15 protein-coding genes are annotated in these 22,483 nt (G+C 74.5%); 5 read left to right on the forward strand and 10 right to left on the reverse strand.

From position 1 onward, the window contains the following. Positions 1-30: 30 nt before the first annotated feature. The 4 genes from A4V12_RS25470 to A4V12_RS25485 are packed head-to-tail and all read right to left on the reverse strand — an operon-like array spanning position 31 to position 3,590. Complete coding sequence (locus A4V12_RS25470; RefSeq protein ID WP_064071749.1) at positions 31-690, reverse strand: response regulator; 660 nt, start codon at positions 688-690, stop codon at positions 31-33. Continuing rightward, complete coding sequence (locus tag A4V12_RS25475; RefSeq protein ID WP_064071750.1) at positions 683-1,918, reverse strand: sensor histidine kinase; 1,236 nt, start codon at positions 1,916-1,918, stop codon at positions 683-685. The genes A4V12_RS25470 and A4V12_RS25475 overlap by 8 nt, the downstream gene beginning before the upstream one ends. Positions 1,919-1,938: 20 nt before the next feature. Next, positions 1,939-2,673: an ABC transporter permease gene (locus A4V12_RS25480; RefSeq protein WP_064071751.1), complete on the reverse strand. Its 735-nt coding sequence runs from the start codon at positions 2,671-2,673 to the stop codon at positions 1,939-1,941. Further along, positions 2,670-3,590 (reverse strand): ABC transporter ATP-binding protein, encoded by a 921-nt coding sequence (locus tag A4V12_RS25485; RefSeq protein WP_064071752.1) that lies wholly within the window; start codon positions 3,588-3,590, stop codon positions 2,670-2,672. The genes A4V12_RS25480 and A4V12_RS25485 overlap by 4 nt, the downstream gene beginning before the upstream one ends. A 152-nt stretch (positions 3,591-3,742) precedes the next feature. On the opposite strand from A4V12_RS25485, the gene A4V12_RS25490 reads away from it, so the two are divergent. From A4V12_RS25490 to A4V12_RS25505, 4 genes are all read left to right on the forward strand, one after another. Beyond that, positions 3,743-5,527 (forward strand): ABC transporter ATP-binding protein, encoded by a 1,785-nt coding sequence (locus tag A4V12_RS25490; RefSeq protein ID WP_064071753.1) that lies wholly within the window; start codon positions 3,743-3,745, stop codon positions 5,525-5,527. Continuing rightward, a complete protein-coding gene (locus tag A4V12_RS25495) occupies positions 5,524-7,614 on the forward strand; it encodes an ABC transporter ATP-binding protein (RefSeq protein ID WP_234372337.1) in 2,091 nt (696 codons plus the stop codon). Before A4V12_RS25490 ends, A4V12_RS25495 begins: the two co-directional genes overlap by 4 nt. A gap of 102 nt (positions 7,615-7,716) precedes the next feature. Further along, a complete protein-coding gene (locus A4V12_RS25500) occupies positions 7,717-8,325 on the forward strand; it encodes a flavodoxin family protein (protein ID WP_064071754.1) in 609 nt (202 codons plus the stop codon). Positions 8,326-8,759: 434 nt separating this feature from the next. Then, positions 8,760-10,787 (forward strand): M4 family metallopeptidase, encoded by a 2,028-nt coding sequence (locus tag A4V12_RS25505; protein ID WP_064071755.1) that lies wholly within the window; start codon positions 8,760-8,762, stop codon positions 10,785-10,787. Between the two features lie 277 nt (positions 10,788-11,064). On the opposite strand, the gene glgP is transcribed toward A4V12_RS25505, so the two are convergent. The 6 genes from glgP to A4V12_RS25535 all read right to left on the reverse strand — a co-directional run bounded on the left by glgP (position 11,065) and on the right by A4V12_RS25535 (position 21,172). Continuing rightward, positions 11,065-13,692, reverse strand: a complete 2,628-nt coding sequence (gene glgP / locus A4V12_RS25510) for an alpha-glucan family phosphorylase (protein WP_064071756.1) — start codon at positions 13,690-13,692, stop codon at positions 11,065-11,067. Positions 13,693-13,816: 124 nt separating this feature from the next. Beyond that, on the reverse strand, positions 13,817-15,097 hold the full coding sequence (locus A4V12_RS25515; RefSeq protein WP_064071757.1) for an FAD-dependent monooxygenase: 1,281 nt from the start codon (positions 15,095-15,097) through the stop codon (positions 13,817-13,819). A 10-nt stretch (positions 15,098-15,107) separates the two neighbouring features. Continuing rightward, a complete protein-coding gene (locus tag A4V12_RS25520) occupies positions 15,108-16,229 on the reverse strand; it encodes a monodechloroaminopyrrolnitrin synthase PrnB family protein (protein ID WP_064071758.1) in 1,122 nt (373 codons plus the stop codon). A gap of 63 nt (positions 16,230-16,292) precedes the next feature. Continuing rightward, on the reverse strand, positions 16,293-17,687 hold the full coding sequence (locus A4V12_RS25525; protein ID WP_064071759.1) for an MFS transporter: 1,395 nt from the start codon (positions 17,685-17,687) through the stop codon (positions 16,293-16,295). Between the two features lie 943 nt (positions 17,688-18,630). Continuing rightward, entirely contained in the window at positions 18,631-20,082 is a 1,452-nt protein-coding gene (locus A4V12_RS25530; protein WP_064071760.1) for a 4-hydroxyphenylacetate 3-hydroxylase family protein, read from the reverse strand. A gap of 118 nt (positions 20,083-20,200) precedes the next feature. After that, positions 20,201-21,172, reverse strand: coding sequence for an AraC family transcriptional regulator (locus A4V12_RS25535; RefSeq protein ID WP_064071761.1), 972 nt, complete (start codon positions 21,170-21,172; stop codon positions 20,201-20,203). A gap of 129 nt (positions 21,173-21,301) precedes the next feature. Here A4V12_RS25535 and A4V12_RS25540 point away from each other — a divergent pair, with 129 nt between their 5' ends. Next, positions 21,302-22,243, forward strand: a complete 942-nt coding sequence (locus A4V12_RS25540; protein WP_199831387.1) for an SDR family oxidoreductase — start codon at positions 21,302-21,304, stop codon at positions 22,241-22,243. Positions 22,244-22,483 lie beyond the last annotated feature (240 nt).

Genomic DNA, 22,483 nt, shown 5'->3' on the forward strand with positions numbered 1-22,483 from the left:
GGCGGGGCGGCGGGGCGCCGGGGGGAGGGTCTACGGGGCGGGCTGCGCGCGGCCGAGGATCCCCCGCTCGTACCCGGCGGCCACCGCGGCGGCCCGGTCGCCCACGCCGAGTTTGGCGAACACGTGGGTGAGGTGGGTCTTGACGGTCGCCTCGCTGATGAACAGCTCGGCCGCGATCCTCCGGTTGGAGGTGCCCCGGGCGACGAGCCGCAGCACCTCCCGCTCACGGGCGGAGAGCGTCTCGCCACCCGGCGCGGACGGGGAGCGCACGGCGGAGACCAGCCGGGTCGCGACGGCGGGCGACAGGACGGTACGGCCGTCCGCGGCGGCCCGTACGGCGGTGAACAGCTCCTCGCGCGGGGCGTCCTTCAGGAGGTAGCCCGTCGCACCCGCCTCGATGGCCGGGAGGGTGTCGGAGTCCGTGTCGTACGTGGTGAGGACGAGCACCTTGGCGCGGGCGCCGCGCCGGGTCAGCTCGCGGATCGCGTCCACCCCGCCGCCGTCCGGCATGCGCAGGTCCATCAGGACCACGTCGGGGTCCAGGCGCATCGCGCGCTCGACGCCCTCGGTGCCGCCGGACGCCTCGCCCAGCACCTCGAAGCCGGGCTCGGTGGCGAACATGCCGCGCAGGCCGTCGCGCACGACGGGGTGGTCGTCGACGATCAGCAGGGTGATGGTGTGGTCAGCCATGGGGCACCAACGGTACGCGGGCCGACACCGCCGTACCGCCGCCCGGTTCGGACTCGACGCACAGGGTGCCGGCGAGCCGGGCGGCGCGGGCCCGCATGCCGTCCAGGCCGAAGCCGCCGGTGCGGGAGCGGGGCGGCACGGCGGCGGGCTCGAACCCGCGGCCGTCGTCGCGCACGTCCAGGGTGATCTCGTCGCCCATGTAGGAGAGGGTGACGCCGGTCCGGGACGCCCCGGCGTGCCGGGCGGTGTTGGCGAGCGCCTCCTCGGCTATGCGGAGCAGGGTGGCGGCCACCTCGTCGTGCAGGGGCTCCTCGGTGCCGGTGACGGTGAGGCGGGCGGCCACGCCGGTGCGTTCGGACCAGTCGGTGACGGTCCGGTGCAGCGCGTCGGGCAGCGTGGCGTGTTCCAGGGCGGCGGGGGCGAGGCCGTGCACGGACCGGCGGGCCTCGCCGAGGCTGTGCCGGGCCAGTGCGGTGGCGCGCTCCAGGTGCTCGCGCGCGACGCGCGGGTCCGGGGCCGCGGTGACCGCCTGGAGCTGGGCGACGATGCCGGCCAGGCCCTGGGCCAGGGTGTCGTGGATCTCGGCGGCCAGCCGGCGGCGCTCGTCGGCCACTCCCGCCTCGCGGGCCTGGACGAGCAGCTGGGCGTGGAGGCCCTCGTTCTCGGCGAGGGCCTGCTCCAGACGGGCGTTGGCCCGCTCCAGGGCGGCGATGGTGGCGGCGCGCTCCGCGGTGCGCTCGGCCTCCTTGTCGCCGAGGTGGGCGAAGACGAGGGCGAGGCAGACGTTGAGGACCAGCAGGGCGGCGAACAGCGCCCACTGGAGCGCGGAGGCCGGCGGCAGGCCCCCGGACTGGGAACCGGCCATGGTGACGGCGGTGGCGAGCAGTCCGAGGCGGGCCCGGCGGGCGGGCAGCAGCCGGCCCGCGTCGAAGTAGCCGATGACGGCGTAGATGGCGAACAGCGGGTTGAGCCAGGTCAGTACGGCGGCGAGCACGGTCCGCACGGCGAAGTGCACCTGCCCGCCCACCGGGTGACCGGGAGCCGGCGCGCCCCGCCACGCCTGGAGGGCGAGGACGGCCAGGACGAGCGCCCCGGCCGCGTACACCTCGGTGCGGGTCATGAAGAACTCCGCCGTCACCGCCCCGATGGCGGTGGCCAGGGCCAGCAGGCCGTAGGGGCCCCAGCGGAAGAACCGCTCCCAGCGCTCCTCGACGGTCGTCGGTGTCATGGGACCAGTCTCCCGGTGGCTCACTCCCAGCGGAACCAGCGGGCCGCCGCCCATGTCAGCAGCGCGGTCCACAGGGCCATGACGCCCAGGTGCGTCCAGCCGGGCCAGCCGCCCGCCGCCGCGTCGCCCAGCGCCTCGGAGGCCGCGCCGAAGGGGGTGAGGTGGACGATGCCGCGCAGGGTGTCCGGCATGGCCTGCACGGGGACCCAGACGCCGGCGGTGAACATGGTGGGGAAGAAGACCGCCGAGCCGACGGCCGTGGCGATCTTCTGGGTGCGGGAGACCGCGCAGACCGCCGCGCCGAGGGCGAGGGCGCCCGCGACGGCGAGCAGCAGCGCCAGGACGTACCCGGCGGGCTGCCCGGGGAGGCGGACGCCGAACGCGGCCCGGCCGACCGTGACGACCAGGGCGGCCGACACCAGCGCCACGGCCGCGTGGACGAGCAGCTGGGCGGTGAGGAGGGCGGAGGGGCGCACGGGGGTGGTGCGCATGCGGCGCAGGATGCCGCGCTCCCGGTAGCCGGTGAGGACCGGGGGCATGGCCTGGAGCCCGGCCATGATCAGGGCGAAGAGGACGGAGACGGGGACGTACAGGTCGACGACCCGCAGCCCGCCGAGGTCGTCGGACGCCTTCCGGAAGGAGGGGATGAGGCCGAGGACCACCAGGAGGAGGGTCGGGGAGACGGTCACCCAGAACACGGATCCGGGTTCGCGGGCGAAGAGGCGCGCCTCGGTCTTCAGGACGGTGGTGTTCATCGGTCGGCTCCCGTGGTGAGGTCGAGGAAGGCGTCGTCCAGGGTGGCTTCGGCGACGCGGAGCTGGTGGGCGGTGACCCGGTGGCGGGCGAGCAGCGAGACGACCGCCTCGACGGTGTCGTCGGTGCCCTCGACGACGACCCGGCCGTCCTCCTGCGTCCGTACGGAGGCGGCGCCGGGGAGCGCGGCAAGTTCGCGGTCGTCGAGCGGGGCGGAGGGGGTGAAGGAGACGACGGTGGAGACCGTGGCGCGGCGGATGAGGCCGGCGGGGGTGTCGAGTGCGGCGACCCGTCCGCCGTCGATGACGGCGATCCGGTCGCAGAGCCGCTGGGCCTCCTCCATGAAGTGCGTGACCAGCAGGACGGTGACGCCGCGGGCGCGCACGTCCTCGATCAGCGCCCAGGTCTCGCGGCGGGCCCGGGGGTCGAGGCCGGTGGTCAGCTCGTCCAGGACGACGGCCCTCGGGTCGCCGACGAGGGCGAGCGCGATGGACAGCCGCTGCTTCTGGCCGCCGGAGAGCTTGGCGAAGCGGACGGCGAGGTGGTCGGTGAGGCCGAGCCGTTCGGCGAGGGGGCGCCAGTCGGCGGGGCGGGTGTGGAAGGAGGCGTACAGCTCCAGTGCCTCGCGGACGGTGATCTTCGGCTGGAGCTCGCTCTCCTGGAGCTGGGCGCCGAGGAGGCGGGTGACCTCGCGGTGGTCGGCCACCGGGTCGAGTCCGGCGACCCGCACGGTGCCGGCGTCCGGGGTCCTGAGGCCCTCGACGCACTCGACGGTGGTGGTCTTGCCCGCCCCGTTGGGCCCGAGGATGCCGAAGATCTCGCCCTCCGCGACCGCGAAGGACACGTCCGCGACGGCGACCCTGCCGCCGTAGGCCTTGCGCAGCCCGTTCACTGTGATCATTCCGGTGGTCGTCGACATGTGACGAGCATGCTGGCGGGGGCTCCTCCGGCACATCGGCCGTCCCGCTGGGGAGGGCATCGGCCGATCGGTTGATGCGGGGGTACGACCGTTGACGAGCTTCCGGAAAAGCACGTGAGCGATGTCAGTGCCGAACCGTAGGCTCGCTCCTGATGCCGAAAGAGGATGCAACGACCAAGGACCGCTCCACCGTTCGCACGCTGCTGCGGCTGTGGCCGTACGTCCGCCCGGTGCGGGCGCGGATCGGGACGGCGGCGTGCGTGGCCGTCGTGGCGTCGTGTCTGGGCCTGGTCATCCCGATCGTCCTGAAGTGGATCGTGGACGGACCGGTGGCCGGGCGGGAGCCGGGCGGGGTGTGGTTCGGGGCGCTGGTGGTGCTGGCGCTGGGGATCGCGGAGGCGGTGCTGTTCGGGCTGCGGAGGTGGCTGGTGGCCCGCCCGCTGGCGGGGGTGGAGGCCGCGATGCGCGCCGACCTGTACCGGCACCTGCAGCGCCTGCCGATCGCGTTCCACGACCGGTGGGCGTCGGGGCAGTTGCTGTCACGGGCGACGACGGACCTGTCGTTGATCCGGATGTTCCTGGCGTTCCCGATGACGTTCCTGTTCGTCAACGGCGTGACGGTGCTGGTGGGCTGCGGTGTGCTGCTGGTGCAGGACTGGACGCTGGGGCTGATCCTGCTGGTGCCGGTGGTGCCCCTGATCGTGGTCTGCTCCCTGTTCGAGACGCGCTACTCGCTGGTCGCGCGTCGCGCCCAGGACCAGGTGGGCGATCTGACGACGGTCGTCGAGGAGAGCGTCCTCGGCATCCGGATCATCAAGGGGTTCGGCCGTCATCGCAGCCAGGCGGAGGCGTTCGGCGCGCTCGCCGAGCGGCTGCGGGGCACGGAGCTCGGCAAGGCGCGGCTGCTGGCGGGCATCTGGGCGGTCATCACCATCGTGCCGGAACTGGCCATCGGGGCGGCGCTGGTGCTGGGCACGGTCCAGGTGGCGGACGGCGCGCTGTCCGCCGGGACGCTGGTGGCGTTCCTGTCGACGGCGCTGGCGCTGCGGTGGCCGGTCGAGTCGATCGGGTTCCTGCTGGCGATGAGCCAGGAGGCGGCGACGTCGGTGGAGCGGTTCTTCGAGGTGATGGACGAGGCGGAGGAGGACCCGGGCGGGCACCGCGGTACGCCGGCGGAGTCGTCGGGCGGGCTGCGCTTCGAGGGCGTGACGTTCCGCTACCCGGACGCGCCGGACGACGCGCCGCCGGTGCTGGACGGGGTCGACCTGGTCGTGCGCCCCGGCGAGACGATGGCGCTGGTCGGTGCCACCGGCTCGGGCAAGACGACGCTGACGGCGCTGGTGCCGCGGCTGCACGAGGTGACGGGCGGGCGGATCCTGCTGGACGGGGTCGACGTGGCGGACATGCCCCGGGAGCGCCTGCGGGAGCTGGTGTCGGTGGCGTTCGAGGAGCCCACGCTGTTCTCGGCGAGCGTCGGGGAGAACGTGCTCATGGGCGCCGGTCCCGCCGGCGCGGGCGAGCCCGAGCTGCGGCGCGCTCTGGAGGTGGCCCAGGCGGGGTTCGTGCGGCGGCTGCCGCAGGGGGACGCCACCCAGGTCGGCGAGCAGGGGCTGAGTCTGTCGGGCGGTCAGCGCCAGCGGCTCGCCCTGGCGCGGGCGGTGGTGGGCCGCCCCCGGTTCCTGGTGCTGGACGACCCGCTGTCGGCGCTGGACGTCCACACCGAGGCGCTGGTCGAGGCCGCGCTGCGGGACGTCCTGCGGGACACCACCGCCCTGGTGGTGGCGCACCGCCCGTCCACGGTCATGCTGGCCGACCGCGTGGCCCTCCTCTCGGCGGGCCGCATCACGGCGGTCGGCACCCACCAGGAACTGCTGCGGGACAGCGCGGAGTACGCGTGGCTCATGTCGGGAGCCGGAACGACGGGTGGTGCGCGATGACGGACACGGTGGGCGGCACGCCCCCCGGGCCCCCGGCCGACGGGGCGGGCGGGGCGACGGGCGGCGCGGCGGACGGCCGGGCGGTGGGCCGGGCGGACGGCCGCGGGGGCGGGGCTGCGGCGGGCGGCTCCGGCGGCGGGCGGGCGCCCGGCGCGGACGGGGCGACGGACACCGGCGGGGCGCGGGGAGCCGGCGCGGACGGGGCGACGGACACCGGCGGGGCGCAGGGGCCCAGCGGGGCGCAGGGGCCCAGCGGGGTGCGGGGAGCCGGCGGGGCGCAAGGGGCCCGCGGGGCGGACGCGTTCGACCGGGACGACCTGCCCGTGGCGCCGGGCGCCACAGGGCGGCTGCTGCGGTCGCTGCTGCTGCCGCGGCGGGGGCGGGTCGCGCTCGCCGCCCTGTTGGTGCTGCTCCAGCAGGCCGCCGTGCAGGCCGGGCCGCTGCTCGTCGCGTACGCCATCGACCGGGCGGTGCCCGCCCTCCGGGGCGGGGACAGGGGGCCGCTGCTCGCGGTGGCGGCGGGGTACCTGCTGTGCGCGGTGGGCGCCGGCCTCTTCCAGGCCGCGTTCGTCCGCGCCTCCGCCCGGGTCAACCAGGACGTCCTGCTGGACCTGCGCGGGCGGATCTTCCGGCACGCCCAGGCACTGAGCGTCGACTTCCACGAGCGGTACACCTCGGGCCGGCTGATCTCGCGCTCCACCACGGACGTCGAGTCGCTGCGCGAGCTGCTCGGCGAAGGGCTCCAGGAGCTGATCGGGGTCTTCCTCTCCTTCGCCTTCATCTCGGTGCTGCTGCTCTGGCTGGACCTGGGCATCGGCGCGGTCGCGGTGGCCTCGTTCGTACCGCTGTACCTGCTCGTACGGGCCTACCGGCGGCGCGCGGCCGTCGCGTTCAGCGCGCGGTCGACGGCCATCGCCGCCGTCATCGTGAAGTTCGCGGAGACGATGAACGGCATCCGCCCGGTGCGGGCCTTCCGGCGTGAGCGGACCAACGACGCGGACTTCCGCACGCTCAACCACCGCCACGAGCGCCGCAACGGCGACGCGATCCTGGAGATGGCCCGGTACGTCGTCGGCTCCCGGCTGGTCGCCAACACGGCGGTGGCCGCGATGGTGCTGTGGGGCGCCTACCGGGTCGCCTCCGGGACGCTCGCGCTCGGGGTGCTGGCGGCGGCCGTGCTGTACATGCGCCGGCTGTACGACCCGATCGACCGGCTGGCGATGTTCCTCAACTCCTACCAGTCGGCGGCCGCCTCGCTGGAGAAGATCGCCGGGCTGCTGGCGCAGGTCCCGACCGTCCCCGAGCCCGCCGCCCCCCGCCCCCTGCCGGCGCCCCGCTCCGGGACGCCCGGCCGGGAGGTCGTGTTCGAGGACGTCCGCTTCGGGTACCGCACGGGCGGCGAGGTGCTGCCGCGCTTCGGGCTGACCATCCCGGCGGGGCAGACCGTCGCGGTGGTCGGTTCGACGGGTGCGGGCAAGTCGACCCTCGCCAAGCTGCTCGCCCGCTTCTACGACCCCTCCGGCGGCCGGGTGCTGCTCGACGGCGTCGACCTCCGGGACCTGGCGGTGACGGAGTTGCGGCGCGGGGTGGTGATGGTGACGCAGGAGGCGTTCCTGTTCTCGGGGACGGTCGCGGAGAACATCGCCATCGGGCGGCCGGACGCCACCCGGGAGGAGATCGAGCAGGCCGCGAAGGCCATCGGCGCCCACGACTTCATCGCCGGCCTCCCGGACGGCTACGACACCGACGTACGCAAACGGGGCGGCCGGATCTCGGCCGGTCAGCGCCAACTGGTCGCCTTCGCCCGGGCCCTGCTGGCCGACCCGGCGGTGCTGATCCTCGACGAGGCGACCAGCTCCCTGGACGTCCCCGGCGAGCGGGCCGTGCAGCGCGCCATGGACACGGTCCTGGAGGGCCGCACGGCCGTGGTGATCGCGCACCGGCTGTCCACGGTCGAGATCGCGGACCGGGTGCTGGTGATGGAGGGCGGCCGGATCGTGGAGGACGGCCCGCCGGCCGAACTGATCCGCGGCGAGGGCCGCTTCGCGGGGCTCCACCGGGCGTGGCGGGAGAGCCTGGTGGGGTGAGGTGCCCCGCGCGGTGGCGCACGCCGTGGCCACCCCTCGGAATATGCATGCGCATCAAGGTTGTTGACGCCGGTGACCTCGACGACGACCTCCGGAGCTGACATGACCACCGATACGGCCCCCGCCACCGACCGCTCCTTCCTGTTCGTCCTCGGCAGTTCCCGGGCCGACGGCAACACCGAGCTGCTCGCCCGGACCGCGGCCGCTCAGCTGCCCGCCGGGACCCCGCAGCGGTGGGTGGACCTGAACACCCTGCCCCTGCCGGACTTCCAGGACGGACGGCACGAGACCGACGACTGGCCGGTCGGCGAGGCCGAGGAGGAGCTGCGGCGGGCCACCCTGGAGGCCACCGACATCGTGCTGGCCACGCCGCTGTACTGGTACACCGTCTCCGCGCAGACCAAGCGGTACCTCGACTACTGGTCCGGCTGGCTGACCGCGCCCGGTTCGGACTTCAAGCGGCGGATGGCGGGCCGGACGCTGTGGGGCGTGACGGTCATGGCGGACGACGACGAGTCCGTCGCCGACGGGCTGGTCACCACCCTCAACAACTCGGCGGCCTACCTGCGGATGCGGTTCGGCGGGGTGCTCCTCGGCAGCGGCTCGCGGCCGGGCCAGGTACGCGACGACGAGCGGGCGATGATCCGCGCCAAGACCTTCTTCCAGGGCGAGACCCCGCTCGCCCTGTTCCCGTCCGAGCGGGACGCGTAGCACCCGGGCCCAGGGGGTGCCCGGCCACCGGCCCGAGGGGGGCCGGTGGCCGGAAGCGTGCACGGCCGCGGGAGGCTCGTGCAGGATGGCGCGGCACACGCCCTCAACACGCCGTTCACCGTCGCAAGCCGCCCGCCCGGCCCCGTTCGGCCCGTGATTGCGGGCCGGGCGGGGCGTCGCGCCGCCACGTGGTACGCACCGGCGAAACGTCCGCTTAACGAACACGGCTTTTCGGGCAACGGACGAGTTCCGGCCAATCTGTTGACGCGCTCCTGACAGAGCACCATCACCGGCGCCACTCTTACCCCGTTCTCCGCACCACTTGTTCGACACGGGTTCCGATGTTCGACACGCCCGTGTTCCGTGCTTGTTCAGGCTGCTCCGCCCGGCCGGCCCACCCAGCCGCCGGTACCCCCCTCGCAAAAGGAGTCTGCGTGAGATCCACGCCCAGCCGTCGCGCCACCGCGACCGGCGCCCTGATCGCCGCCGCCGCCATGCTCGCCGTGGGAGTGCAGACCGGCGCCGCAACCGCCGCCGACGCCCCCGCGGCCCCCAAGGCCCAGGCGGCCGGCAAGGCCGACCCCGGCTCCCTGCCCGCCGACCTCTCCCCCGCCCAGCGCACCGCGCTGATACGCGCCGCCGACGCCGCCAAGGCCGAGACGGCCAAGGAGCTCGGCCTCGGCGCCCAGGAGAAGCTCGCCGTCCGCGACGTCGTCCAGGACCGCGACGGCACCACCCACACCCGCTACGAGCGCACCTACGCCGGACTTCCGGTCCTCGGCGGCGACCTGGTCGTCACCGAGACCAAGGCAGGGCGCACCGAGGCGGTCAGCAAGGCCTCGCGGGCGGCGCTCAAGGGCGTGGACACCACCGCGGACGTCGCCCCGGCCGCCGCCGAGAAGCAGGCCGTCGGCGCCGCCCGGGCCGAGGGCTCCAAGGCCACCGCCTCCGAGCGCGCCCCGCGCAAGGTGGTCTGGCTCGCGCAGGGCAAGCCGGTCCTGGCGTACGAGACGGTCGTCGGCGGCCTCCAGCACGACGGCACCCCGAACGAGCTGCACGTCGTCACGGACGCCACCACGGGCGCCAAGCTCTACGAGTGGCAGGCCGTCCACAACGGCACCGGCAACACCCAGTACAGCGGCCAGGTGACGCTGGGCACCGCGCCCTCGTACACCCTGACCGACACCGGCCGCGGCAACCACAAGACGTACAACCTCAACCGCGGCACCTCCGGCACCGGGACGCTGTTCTCCGGGGCGGACGACGTCTGGGGCGACGGCACGCCGCAGAACCTGGAGACGGCCGGCGCCGACGCCCACTACGGCGCCGCGCTCACCTGGGACTACTACAAGAACGTCCACGGCCGCTCCGGCATCAAGGGCGACGGCGTCGGCGCGTACTCCCGCGTCCACTACGGCAACGCGTACGTCAACGCCTTCTGGACCGACAGCTGCTTCTGCATGACGTACGGCGACGGCGCGGGCAACACCAAGCCGCTCACGTCCATCGACGTCGCCGCGCACGAGATGACGCACGGCATCACCTCCGCCACCGCCAAGCTGGTCTACAGCGGCGAGTCGGGCGGCCTGAACGAGGCGACCTCCGACATCTTCGCCGCGGCCGTCGAGTTCCACGCCAACAACGCCCAGGACAAGGGCGACTACCTGGTCGGCGAGAAGATCGACATCCGGGGCAACGGCACCCCGCTGCGCTACATGGACAAGCCGAGCAAGGACGGCTCGTCGAAGGACGCCTGGTACTCCGGCATCGGCGGCATCGACGTCCACTACTCCTCGGGCCCGGCGAACCACTGGTTCTACCTGCTCTCCGAGGGCAGCGGCGCCAAGACCGTCAACGGGGTCAACTACGACTCGCCGACCTCCGACGGCCTGCCCGTCACCGGCATCGGCCGGGACAAGGCCGCGCTGATCTGGTACAAGGCGCTCACCACCAAGTTCACCTCGACGACCAACTACGCCGCCGCCCGCACCGGGACGGTCGCGGTCGCCACGGAGCTGTACGGCGCCGGCAGCGCCGAGGTGAAGGCCGTCGAGCACGCGTGGGCCGGCGTCAACGTCGGGTCCCGCCCCGGTGGCGGCGACCCCGGCACCGGCAAGGTCTTCGAGAACACGGCCGACGTCGCCATCCCGGACAACGGTGCCGCCGTCACCTCCGCCGTCAACGTCACCGGCATCGCCGGCAACGCCCCTGCCACGCTCAAGGTCGACGTGGACATCGTCCACACCTGGCGCGGTGACCTGGTCGTCGACCTCGTCGCCCCGGACGGCTCGGTCTACAACCTCAAGCCGTTCAGCTCCTCCGACTCGGCCGACAACGTGAAGGCCACCTACACGGTCAACGCCTCCAGCGAGGTCGCCAACGGCAGCTGGAAGCTCCGCGTCCAGGACAAGGCCGCGCAGGACACCGGCTACATCAACGGCTTCAAGCTGACCTTCCCGTAACCCCGGAACCCCGGAAGGCCGGTGAACGGCTGACGCACGACCGCCCGGCGGCACCCCGAGTGCCGCCGGGCACTCGTGCGTGCGGCGGCGGTGCCGGCCCGGCCGGGGCGGCCTCCCCCGGTCCGTCTCCTCCTCGCGGCGGAGCCCGGCCTCCGCCGGACGGCCGGGGCGCAACCGGTTCGGCGGACGATGCCCGGCACCCGCCCGGTGGGGCAGGCTGAGCGGCGCCCGGCGCGCCGCCCCCCACGAGGGGAGGGGGCGACGCGCCGGGAAGCCGTCAGCGCATCAGGACGCCCGCGCCCTCACCGGTCGCCTCCGTGGGCACCGCGACCAGACCGAGGTCGGCACCCGCCGCCAGCAGGCGGTGCGTCGGCAGTATCCGGACCGTGTAGCCGAACGGGCCCGTCCGGTCGAGGGTGAGGGGGCCCTCGTAGACCCAGCGGCCCTGCTGGTCCGGTCCGCCGGCCGGCTTCAGGGGCACCGTCTGGGCGTCCCGCAGCCGGTCGTCGGTGTCGACGCGGCCCGCGACCGCCTGGACCTCGACGTCCTCCGGCTGGAGGTCACCGAGGGCGACCCGCACCCGCAGCGCCAGGGTGGAGCCCAGCTCGGCGACGCCGTTGGCCTCGTCCACCTCGACGTGGTCGACCGCCACGCGCGGCCACGCGGCGCGCACGCGGGCCTTCCACACGGCGAGCTCCCGGGCCGCGTCGGTGGTCAGCGACCGGTGGGCGAGGGCGGCCGGGGCGTACAGCCGCTCCACGTACTCCCGCACCATCCGACCCGCCAGCACCTTGGGGCCCAGGTTGGCGAGCGTGCGGCGGACCATCTCGATCCACCGCTCGGGCAGCCCGCCCGCGCCCCGGTCGTAGAAGCGGGGCGCGACGCGCTTCTCGATCAGCTCGTACAGCGCGTTGGCCTCCAGGTCGTCGCGCCGGTCCTCGTCCATGGTCGGGCCGTCGGCGGTCGGGATGGCCCAGCCGAAGTCCGGCTCGTACCACTCGTCCCACCAGCCGTCCAGGACGGACAGGTTGAGGCAGCCGTTCAGGGCGGCCTTCATCCCGGACGTGCCGCACGCCTCCAGCGGCCGCAGCGGGTTGTTGAGCCACACGTCGCAGCCCGGGTACAGCTTCTGCGCCATGCCCATGCCGTAGTCGGGCAGGAAGACGATCCGGTGGCGGACGCGCGGGTCGTCGGCGAACCGCACCAGCTCCCGCACCAGCCGCTTGCCGCCGTCGTCCGCCGGGTGGGCCTTGCCCGCCACGACGATCTGCACCGGCCGCTCGGGGTGCAGCAGCATCTCCATCAGCCGGTCGCGGTCCCGCAGCATCAGCGTCAGACGCTTGTACGACGGGACCCGGCGGGCGAAGCCGATGGTGAGGATGTCGGGGTCCAGGACGTTGTCGATCCAGCCCAGCTCGGCCGAGCCCGCGCCGCGCTGCCGCCAGGAGGCGCGCAGCCGGGTCCGTACCTCCGTCACCAGCTGTTCGCGCAGCTCGCGGCGGAGGTCCCAGATCTCGGAGTCGGCGATCTCGCCGGCGGCGTCCCACCGCTGGGAGCCGCCGACGCTCAGCGCTTCCTCGGCGCGCTGGGTGCCGATCCGGCGGGCGCCGAGCCGGAACACCTCGGGCGCCACCCAGGTGGGGGCGTGGACGCCGTTGGTGATGGAGGTGATCGGCACCTCGTCGGCGTCGAACCCGGGCCACAGGCCGGCGAACATCCCCCGGCTGACCGCGCCGTGGAGGGTGGACACGCCGTTGGCCCGCTGGGCGAGGCGCAGGCCCATGACGGCCATGTTGAAGAGGTTCGGCTCGCCGCCGGGGTAGGTCTCCATGCCCAGCTGGAGGACGCGCTCGACGTCGACGCCGGGCAGCTCCGCGCCGTCGCCGAAGTGGCGGGCGACGAGCTCGCGGTCGAACCGGTCGATGCCGGCCGGGACGGGGGTGTGGGTGGTGAAGACCGTGCCCGCCCGGACGGCCTCCAGGGCGGCGTCGAACTCGACGCCCTCCTCGCTCAGTTCCCGGATGCGCTCCAGGCCGAGGAAACCGGCGTGCCCCTCGTTGGTGTGGAACACCTCGGGCGCGGCGTGGCCGGTGAGCTCGCAGTACGCGCGTACCGCCCGGACACCTCCTATCCCCAGGAGCATCTCCTGCAGCAGCCGGTGCTCGCTGCCGCCGCCGTAGAGCCGGTCGGTGACGTCCCGCTCGGACGGGCCGTTCTCCTCGACGTCCGAGTCGAGCATCAGCAGCGGTACGCGGCCGACCTGCGCCACCCAGATGTGGGCGTGCAGGCAGCGGCCGGCCGGCAGGGCGAGGGAGACCCGCACGGGGGTGCCGTCCGTCCGGCGCAGCAGGCTGACGGGCATCTCGTTGGGGTCGAGCAGGGGGTAGTGCTCCTGCTGCCAGCCGTCCCGGGAGAGCGACTGCCGGAAGTAGCCGTGGCGGTAGAGCAGGCCGACGCCGATGAGCGGGACGCCGAGGTCGGAGGCGGCCTTGAGGTGGTCGCCCGCGAGGATGCCGAGGCCGCCGGAGTACTGCGGCAGGGCGGCGGTGACGCCGAACTCGGGCGAGAAGTAGGCGACGGCGGCGGGCAGGTCGCCGTCGGGCAGCGAGTGGTTCTGGTACCAGCGGTTGCCGCGCAGGTAGTCGTCGAGGTCGTCGGCGGCGGCGGAGAGGCGGCGCAGGAAGCGCCGGTCGCGGGCGAGCTCGGCGAGCCGGGTGCCGGACACGGAGCCCAGCAGCCGGACGGGATCGCAGCCGGCCGCCCGCCACCCCTCGGGGTCGACGGCCTGGAACAGGTCACGGGTCTCGGCGTGCCAGGACCAGCGCAGGTTGCGCGCGAGGTCGCTGAGCGGCCGCAGCGGTTCGGGGAGGACGGGGCGCACGGTGAATCGACGGATTGCCTTCACGTGTTCCACCTTCGCAGGGCAGGTACGTATCGGGGCGGACGCACCACGGTGTGCGCCCGCCTTCACCCTCCGACGTTATCGGCAGGCCGCCCTCCGCAACCACGGCGCACTCGGGGGAGCGCGTTCAGGGCGCGTTCGCCGGGACTCCGTACGGGGAGCCCGCGTTGACCGTCTCCGGGTCGAACGCGCCGGTCGCCGCGTACCGGGCGGCGATTTCCCGCCGTTCTCGCGGCGGGATCACGTCGTCGATGTGGGTGAACCCGCCGGGGGCGCGCCGGTGGGCCAGATTGATGACGACCTCGGGGCCCAGGCGCCGGTTGGCGCGCTGAAGCTCCGTCATGGCGGGGCGCCGGTCCGCCTCGTAGGCGGCGAGCGCGTCGACCGGGTCGGGGTGCCGGGACATGGCGTGGGCGAGGGCCCGGCCGTCGATGATCGACTGGGTGGCGCCGTTGGAGCCGATCGGGTACATGGCGTGGGCGGCGTCCCCGACGAGGGTGGTGCGGCCGTGGCTCCAGCGGCGCAGGGGGTCGCGGTCGACCATGGGGTACTCGAAGGCGGCGTCGGCGGCGCGCAGCACCTCGGGGACGTCCGTCCCGTCGAACTCCCAGCCGTCGAAGTGGTGGAGGAAGTCCGTGACCGGCACGGCCCTGTCCCAGTCCCCGCGTACGGCGTCGGCGATGCGGTCGGCGGGCATCGCCAGCGCCCAGTTGACGAGGACGTCCCCGCCGGGGGGCTCGGCCATCGGGTAGACGACCGCCTTCTGCCGGTCGTCGCCCGCGACGAGCATGAACGCGGGCGCCCGGCCCGGGGGCATCCGGGAGACGCCGCGCCACACCAGCGTGCCGTTCCAGGGCGGCTCGCCCTCGCGGGGGTTCAGGGCGGCCCGGACGGCGGAGCGGATGCCGTCGGCGCCGATCAGCACGTCCGGCTCCAGCGACGCCCGGCCGCCCGCGGCCCCCTCGCGGTGGGCGAGGCGCACGCGTGGGCGGCCGCCGGGGCGCTGCTCCAGGCCCGTCACCCGGACACCGGTGACGATCGCGGAGGGGCCGAGCCGGTCGCGTACCGCGTCGGCGAGCACGCGCTGGAGCGTGCCGCGGTGCAGGGACAGCTGGGGCCAGTGGTAGCCGGCGCGCAGGCCGCGCGGCTCGCGGGAGATCAGCCCGCCGGAGCGGTGGTAGTAGCGCAGTTCCCGGGTGCGCACGGCGCCGGCCTCGAGGTCGTCGAGGAGCCCGAGCGCGTCGAGTTCGCGGACGGCGTTGGGCATGAGGTTCAGTCCCGCGCCGGCCGGCCGGATCTCGCGGGTGGCCTCCACGACGGTGACGCGCCGGAACCCCGCGGCGTGCAGGGCGAGCGCGGCGGTCAGTCCGGCGACGCCGCCGCCGGCGATGAGGATGTGCGGGGTCATCGTCTCCCCCTCACGCGGCGGCGGGGCGCGGGCGCCGGGTGGCCTGGCGCACCAGCGTCTCGTTGTCCCGGGTCAGGTCGAGCACCGAGCGGAGCAGCGCCACCGGCGCGCCGCCGCTGCCCTCGTCGTACAGCCGCAGGTCGTCGCTGTAGGCCTTGCGGGCGATGCCGATGTGGCGGGCGCGGAACGTCTTGAGGATCCGCAGCACCCGCGCCAGCGCGTGCGCGGAGGCGACGAGCCGGGGCGGCAGCCGGTGCACGGTCTCCCAGCTCAGCGCGGCGGACAGTTTGCTGACGGCGGAGACACCGCCGCGGTGGGCGGCGTGGAAGGCGCGCCACGACGGGAGGCTGTACTCGACCGACTCGGCGAGGAAGGCGTCGTACCCCGGGTGGGGGCGGTCGCACTGCCAGACCGTCAGGTCCACCAGCCACAGCGGCACCTGCGCGGCGGCCGGACCGAGGTAGCCGCGGCCGGCGACGTCGACCTCCTCGAAGTAGGGGCGCAGGGTGCGGGCGAAGTAGGCGGGCGAGACGTGGTCGATGGTGAAGTCGATGGAGTCGACCATCGTCTGGACGTGCTGTGCGGTGCGGTCCAGGGCGAGGGCGAAACCGGGGTCGTACGGTTCGAGGCGGGCCAGCCGGCCGCAGGTGTCGAGGGCGGTGACGAGGCTGGGGAAGACCATGCGGACGGCTTCCTGGAGGCGGGCCTCCATCTCGTGGCCGGTGTACATCCGCTGCCGGGTGCCCAGCGGGTTCCAGGTGGTGTAGTGGTGCACGGTGTCCCGGGGCACCATGTCGGTGCGGCGCGCCAGTTCCTCCAGGACGGGCAGGACCTCGGGGACGGCGGCGACCGGCTCGACGCCGTGCCGTTTGAGGGAGCCCAGCAGCATGCCGAGGTCCCGCATCGCGGCGAGCGCCTCGATGACGCACCACCCGGCGACCCGGTCGAGGTCGGGTACGAGGGTGCGCAGGGCGACGGTCAGTGCGGGGACGTCGGCGTCGCGGTTCATCGCGGGGAGCGCGGCGAGCAGCGCGTCGGCGCCGAGCGGGTCGGCGTCACGTATCTCGGTGATGCGGTAGCGCGGTTCGGCGCAGGTGTCGAGACACGGTGCGACAAGGTCGTACAGGGTCAACGGGATGCCCCCCTCGGGCGTGTGGGTTCATGAGTGGCGCGGCGCTCGCCGGTCGGGCGGCGGTCACCGCGGGTCGCCCACCCGGCCCCGGCGCGGCGGTGCCGGTGCGGGCGCGGGCGGGCCGGACCGGAGCGACAGCAGGACGGCCGCCGCGGCGAACGCGGCGCCGACCAGCAGCGCCGCCTGATGGCCCGCGGTCTCGGCCTGGGGTGTGGCCGTGCCGGTACGGGTGGTGGCCACGGCCACGAGGACGGCCAGGCCCAGGACGGATCCGAACTGCTGGCTGGTGTTGATCAGCCCGGAGGCGAGGCCGGTCTCCTCGGGTGCGGCCCCTGCCGTGGCGGCCGCGTTGGTGGTGACCATGACCAGCGGCAGGGCGGCGCCCAGCACGAGGCTGGGCGCGAGGACGGTGGTGGCGAAGGTGCCGTCGGCGCTCAGGGACAGGGCGAGCCAGACCATTCCGGCGAGCAGCAGCCCGAAGCCGAGGGTCGTGGTGCGGCCGAGGCCGAGGCGGACGATGAGGCGGCCGGTCAGCGGGGCGGTGGCGACCACGACCAGGGACAGCGGGAGCAGACCGAGGCCGCCGGCGAGCGGGGACCGGTCCAGCACGTTCTGGAGGTAGAGGCTGACCAGGAAGAACATGGGGAACAGCGCCATCTGGGCCAGGGCGCTCAGCGCGTTGGCGCGGCGCAGCGCGGGCCGTGCCAGCACGGCGGGCGGGACGAGGGGCCGGGCGACGCGGCGCTGTACGGCGGCGAAGGCGGCGAGCAGCGCGAGTCCGGCGGCGCCCGCGAGGGGGCTGCGCCCGACGAGCGCGTAGGCGAGGAGGCCCAGGCCGGCGGTGGCGGTGAGCGCGCCGAGCGGGTCGAACCCCGCCCCGGCGCCGCGGGTGCCGCCGTCCAGGAGGCGCAGGGCGAGCAGGCCGAGCACGGCGGCGACGGCCACGTTGAGCCAGAAGGTGGAGCGCCAGCCGAGCAGGTCGGTGAGGACACCGCCCAGGACGGTGCCGAGGACGCCGCCGAGTCCTCCCATCGCGGCGAAGGCGCCGAGCGCCTTGTGCCGGGCGGGGCCGTCCGGGAAGAGGACCAGCAGCAGGGCGAAGGCGGCGGCGCCCGCGAAGGCCGCGCCGACGCCCTGCGCGGCGCGGGCGGCGGTCAGCGCGCCGGTGGACTGGGCGAGGCCGCCCGCGGCGGAGGCGGCCGCGAGGAGCGCGAGGCCGCCGGTGTACGTCCGCCGGTGGCCGAACAGGTCGGCGGCGCGGCCGCCGAGGAGGAGCAGCCCGCCGAAGGTGATGAGGTAGGCGTTGGCCACCCATGACAGTCCTGCGGACCCGGCGCGGAGGTCCTCGCCGACGGACGGCAGTGCCACGTTCACGATCGCGGTGTCCATGATCATCAGCAGCTGGGTGGCGGCCAGCAGTCCCAGCGCGCCGCGCCGCGGCCCGGGCGTCCGGCTCATCGACGGCCCCCGTGCCCGCGCCCCGCCGCACGGCGGGCCACGACCGCCCCGTCCGCCACCGCGGCCGCACCGGTGACCGCGGCCCGCGCCGGTCGGACGGGCGCGGCCGGGAGGTGTCCCGGCCGGAGGGAGGCGCCGCGGCCGCAGTGCCATCCGGGATCGCCCGCACCATGACCGTGCGAACCGCTCCCGGGCGTCGCACCCGTCACGGCCGCCGCACCGGTCCTGGACGCCGAGCCGGCCCCGGGCGTCGCACCCGCCACAGCCGCCGCACCGGTCCTGGACGCCGAGCCGGTCCCGAGGGTCGCGCCCGTCACGGCCGCCCTGCCCGTCCCAGCGGCCGAACCGCTCCCGGGCGCCCAACCGGTCCCAACCGCCGCACCGGTCCCAACCGCCGCACCAGTCCCGGCCGTCGCACCCGTCACACCCACCCAGGCGGTCTCCACCGCCGTACTTGTCCCGGCCGCCGAATCAGCTTCAGACGCCGAACCAGCTTCAGACGCCGCGCCCGTCACAGCCGCCCAACCGCTCCCGGCCGCCGCACCCGTCACAGCACGGTGCGGACCGGGCGCAGGGCGGACGGCGCGGCCGCCCCGCGCGCACCGCCCCGGATCGGCGGCGCGCAGACGGGCGGGCGCGGGGGCGCAGAGCACGGACCGGGCGAGCCACGCCGCGCCGACCTCGCGGTCCGCGGCACCGCGTGCGGCGGGCCGGCCGGAGGGGCCGCGCGTGGCAGCGCCGGGCCGGCCGCAGGGGCCCGCCCCGCACGTGGCCGCGCGCCGCACCGCACCACGAGCAACCGCACCACGGGCCGCCGCACCACGAGCAACCGCACCCGCGCCCGGCGCCGGAGCCGCCGCACCGCGGGCGGGCCGGCGCGCCGGGCGGCGGCCGACCGGAGCGAGCGCGGGCCGTCGCCGCGGGGCGCGCGGGAGGCGCCCGGTCATCGGGCGCCGCCCAGTCCGTAGCCGTCCAGGCACGCTCGGGCGAGCGCCTCGCAGGCGGGGCCGCCGCCCTCCCAGGCCTGCTGGGTGAGGTAGACGTGCGGGGCGCCGTGGTAGAAGCGCTCGTACTGCTCGTGGCGGCCGGCGAACTCCGAACCGAGCGCGTCCCAGGCGAGTTTGAGCAGCTTGACACGGTCCTCGGCGGGGGTGCCGGGCGAGCGGACGTACTTGCGGAGCAGCGGTCCCAGCTCCGGGTGCAGCAGGTCCTCGCCGGACGCGGGCAGTTGGATCAGGCCGCCCCCCGCGAGCAGCCTGATCTCCTGGACCGCCTGCGGGTACAGCTCGCCGGCCATGATGCGGTGCGCGTAGGAGATGTCCCTGCCGGGCGCGACGCCGCCGCGCCCGCCGTCGACCTCCTCGCAGGACGCCTCCGCCGCCAGCACGAACGCCTTGGCCTGGGCGACGCGGCCGAGGAGCCGGCCGATGGCCTGGGTGACCTGCGGCACTTCGTAGGTGTTGTTGGCCTTGGTGATCAGGATCGCGACGCCGGTGAGGAACTCCAGCTTCGTCCAGAAGCGGGTGGCGGCCTGGTGGACGAAGTTCAGGAAGGCGGGGGTGTGCCACCACATCCGGAACGCCACGTCGACGTTCCGGTACGCGAGGACCCGTTCCCACGGCACGAACACGTCGTCGCACACGAGCAGCGCGTCGTTCTCGTCGAAGCGGGAGGAGAGCGGGTTGTCGAAGACGCTGCGCGCCCGTGCCTCGTAGGAGGTGCGGGAGACGAGCCGCAGCCCCGGTGTGCCGACCGGGACGGAGAAGCACACCGCGTGCTCGACGTCCTGCGGGGTGAGCGGCTCGATCGTGCCGACGAGCACCTCGTTGCCGAAGACCGCCGCGGTGCCGATCGTCTTGGCGCCGCGCACCACGATCCCGCCGTCCTTCTCGGCGACCACCCGCACCACCAGGTCGTCCTCCTCCTGCGCGGAGGGCGGCCGGGTGCGGTCGATCTGCGGGTTGGTGAGGGTGAAGGTCGGGTAGAGGTCGCCCTCGGCGAGCCGCCGGTGGTACGCGAGGGCGGCGTCCGAGCCGTCGTACGCGTCCGTCGTGAACAGGGACGGCAGCGCCGCGAAGCCCGCCGCGCCGCCCGCCATGCAGTCGGGCGTGCGGCCCAGGAAGCCGAAGCTCGCCTCCGCCCACACCTTGTACGCCTCGCGGCGGGCGACGAGGTCGCCGTACGAGCGGGGGATCGCGAAGGCCCGGTGGACACCGCCCCGGGTGAGGACCGGGGCGTGCGCGGAGTCGTGCGCCAGGTCGTACAGGCGGGCGATCGAGGCGGCGGTGTTGCGGAACGCCGGGTGCGAGGCGACGTCCTCGATCCGCTCCCCGTCGAGCCATATCTCCCGGCCGTCGCGCAGCGACGCCAGATACTCCTGACCGGACCTCGTCACCGTTTCTCCTCCTGCGGACGTCATTGCCGCAGGAGAGCCTGTCCGCCGGTCCACACCTTCGGCAATGAACGTCCGTCCAATGGTCTTTAAGAACCGGCCAGCCCGCGGCCGGAAACCATTACGCGGCGCTCGCCGCACCCGCCCGGTACTCACCGGGAGTGACGCCGAACCATTTGCGGAAGGCAAGGTGGAAACCGACGGCGCTCTGGTATCCGACCCGTTCGGGCACCGCAGACTGGGGCAGGGACGTTTCGCCGAGCAGCCGTGCCGCCTCCTGCATGCGCCGTCCGGTCAGGTGCCGGGCCGGCGCCTCGCCGACCAGGGCGCGGAACGCGGCCGTGAACGCGGAGCGGGACATACCGACCTCACGGGCGAGGGACTCGATGGTCCACGGCTCGGCGAACCGGGTCGCGATCATCACCAGGGCGCGGCTGACGCCCGGGTGGCGCAGCACCGGCAGCGAGGCGGGGTTCTCGGCGAACTCCCGCAGCAGCGGGCGCAGCGCCAGCACCAGGGCCATCTCGAAGGCTCGCAGGGTGATCAGCCGGTCGCCGGGGCCGATGGGCCGGTCGGGGGCGGCGAGCAGCCGGAGGGTGTCGCGCAGCAGCGGTTCGCGGTCGACCTGCGAGCCGTCGAGCACCAGGGCCCAGGGCAGCGCCTGGTACAGACCGGTGGCGGCGCTGGCGTCGTAGTGCAGCCCGGCGCAGAGCAGCCGGCTCTCCGGCCCGGTACCGCCGATGCGGATCTCGCCGGAGGTGCCGGGCTGGCGCTCCGGCAGCATGGCCTTGAGCGGGACGCCCTGCCGGTCGGGCCGGTCGGCGAGCCGGTGTGCGGTGCCGGTGGGGAAGACCGCCAGGTCACCGGCGTGCAGTTCCTGCGGCGGCTGTCCGTCGGCGGTGATCCAGCAGTTGCCCTCGACGATGTAGTGGAGGACGGCGCAGCCCTGCTCGGCGTCGCCCTCGATCGCCCAGGGGGCGCGGACGTGCCAGCGGCTGTCGAAGACACCGGTGAGGCGCAACGGTTGCAACAGCTCACTCAGGAGATCGTCGTTCGGGTCGTCGTTCCCGGTTTCGGCGCGCACGGTGTCCATGGACGATCCTTCAACCCCCGCCCCGAATTGTTAATTGATCGGCCAAAGCCGCCGCCGCCAGCCTGTGAGGAGCCGTCATGGCAGCAGTCACACCCTATCGAAGGGCCAATCAGGCATATGTCGGAGCCAATGTCCGAGCAGAATCAGATGCGGGTCGCCGTGGTCGGGGCGACCGGTTTCCAGGGGGGCGCGGTCGCCCGTCTGCTGACGGAGCGTGACCATCGGGTGCGCACCCTGTCCCGGCGTCCCGAGGGCGACCGGCCGCCGCTGCCCGGCGTCTCGTGCGCCACGGGCGACCTCGGCGACGCCGGAGCCGTGCGCCAGCTGTTCACCGGGGCGACGCACGCGGCGGTGGTGATGCCGCTGGTGTACGAGGCGAAGCGGGTGCGGGCCTACGCCCGGAACATCGCCGACGCGGCCGTGCAGACCGGGGTGCGGCGGCTGGTGTACAACGCCAACACCCGGGTGCCGCGCACGGCCACGGACGTGGCGGCGTTCGAGACCCGCCGGATCGCCGAGGAGGAGCTGCGGGAGAGCGGCGTACCGCTGGTGGTGCTGCGCCCGCCGGTCTACCTGGACAACCTCTTCAGTCCGTGGAACGGCCCGGCCCTGGTCAACGACGGCGTCCTCGCCTACCCGCTGCCGGCCGACGTCCCGGTGGCGTGGCTGTCGCACGGGGACCTGGCCCGGGCGGTGTACGCGGCGCTCACGGTGCCGGGGCTGGAGGGTCGGACGTACGACATCGGCGGCGAGCGCGCCCTGACGGGGGACCAGCTGGCGGAGGAGTTCGGCCGGGGGCTGGGGCGGGCGGTGCGCTACCGGGCGCAGGCGCCGCACGTCTTCGAGCAGGCCCTCGCCCAGGCCATCGGTCCGGCCGGGGCGGCCGGGGTGGCGGGCATCTACCACTACATGGCGAAGGGCCGCGATCCGCTGCTGATGGACGGGGACGACGGACGGTCGGCGCGGGCCCTGTCGGTGGCGCCGGCGCCGGTCGACGAGTGGGTGGCGCGCCGTCCGTGGCAGATCTGGGCGAGCGATCCTGAGGAGCGCGGCGCCCAGACGCTCACCTGAACGCCACTGGACACACCCGAGCATGAACCGGCCTCTGTTTTCCACTCGAACGGGGCCGGTTCTTTTCGTGTTCGCCTACGCCTGAGTAGTTAACAACGCGCCGGATTGCCCACCCGAAGGGTGTGGGTAGGGCTCCACCGGTACCCGCCCACCCGAGTGAACCCGGACAGGAGCGGTGATGCCTGCGCTCTGCCACTCGTCAACGGAGCAAGTACAAAGAGCGATACCCGTTACGCAACC

The sequence above is a fragment of the Streptomyces noursei genome (assembly GCF_001646665.1).
Taxonomy (GTDB): domain Bacteria; phylum Actinomycetota; class Actinomycetes; order Streptomycetales; family Streptomycetaceae; genus Streptomyces; species Streptomyces lavendulocolor.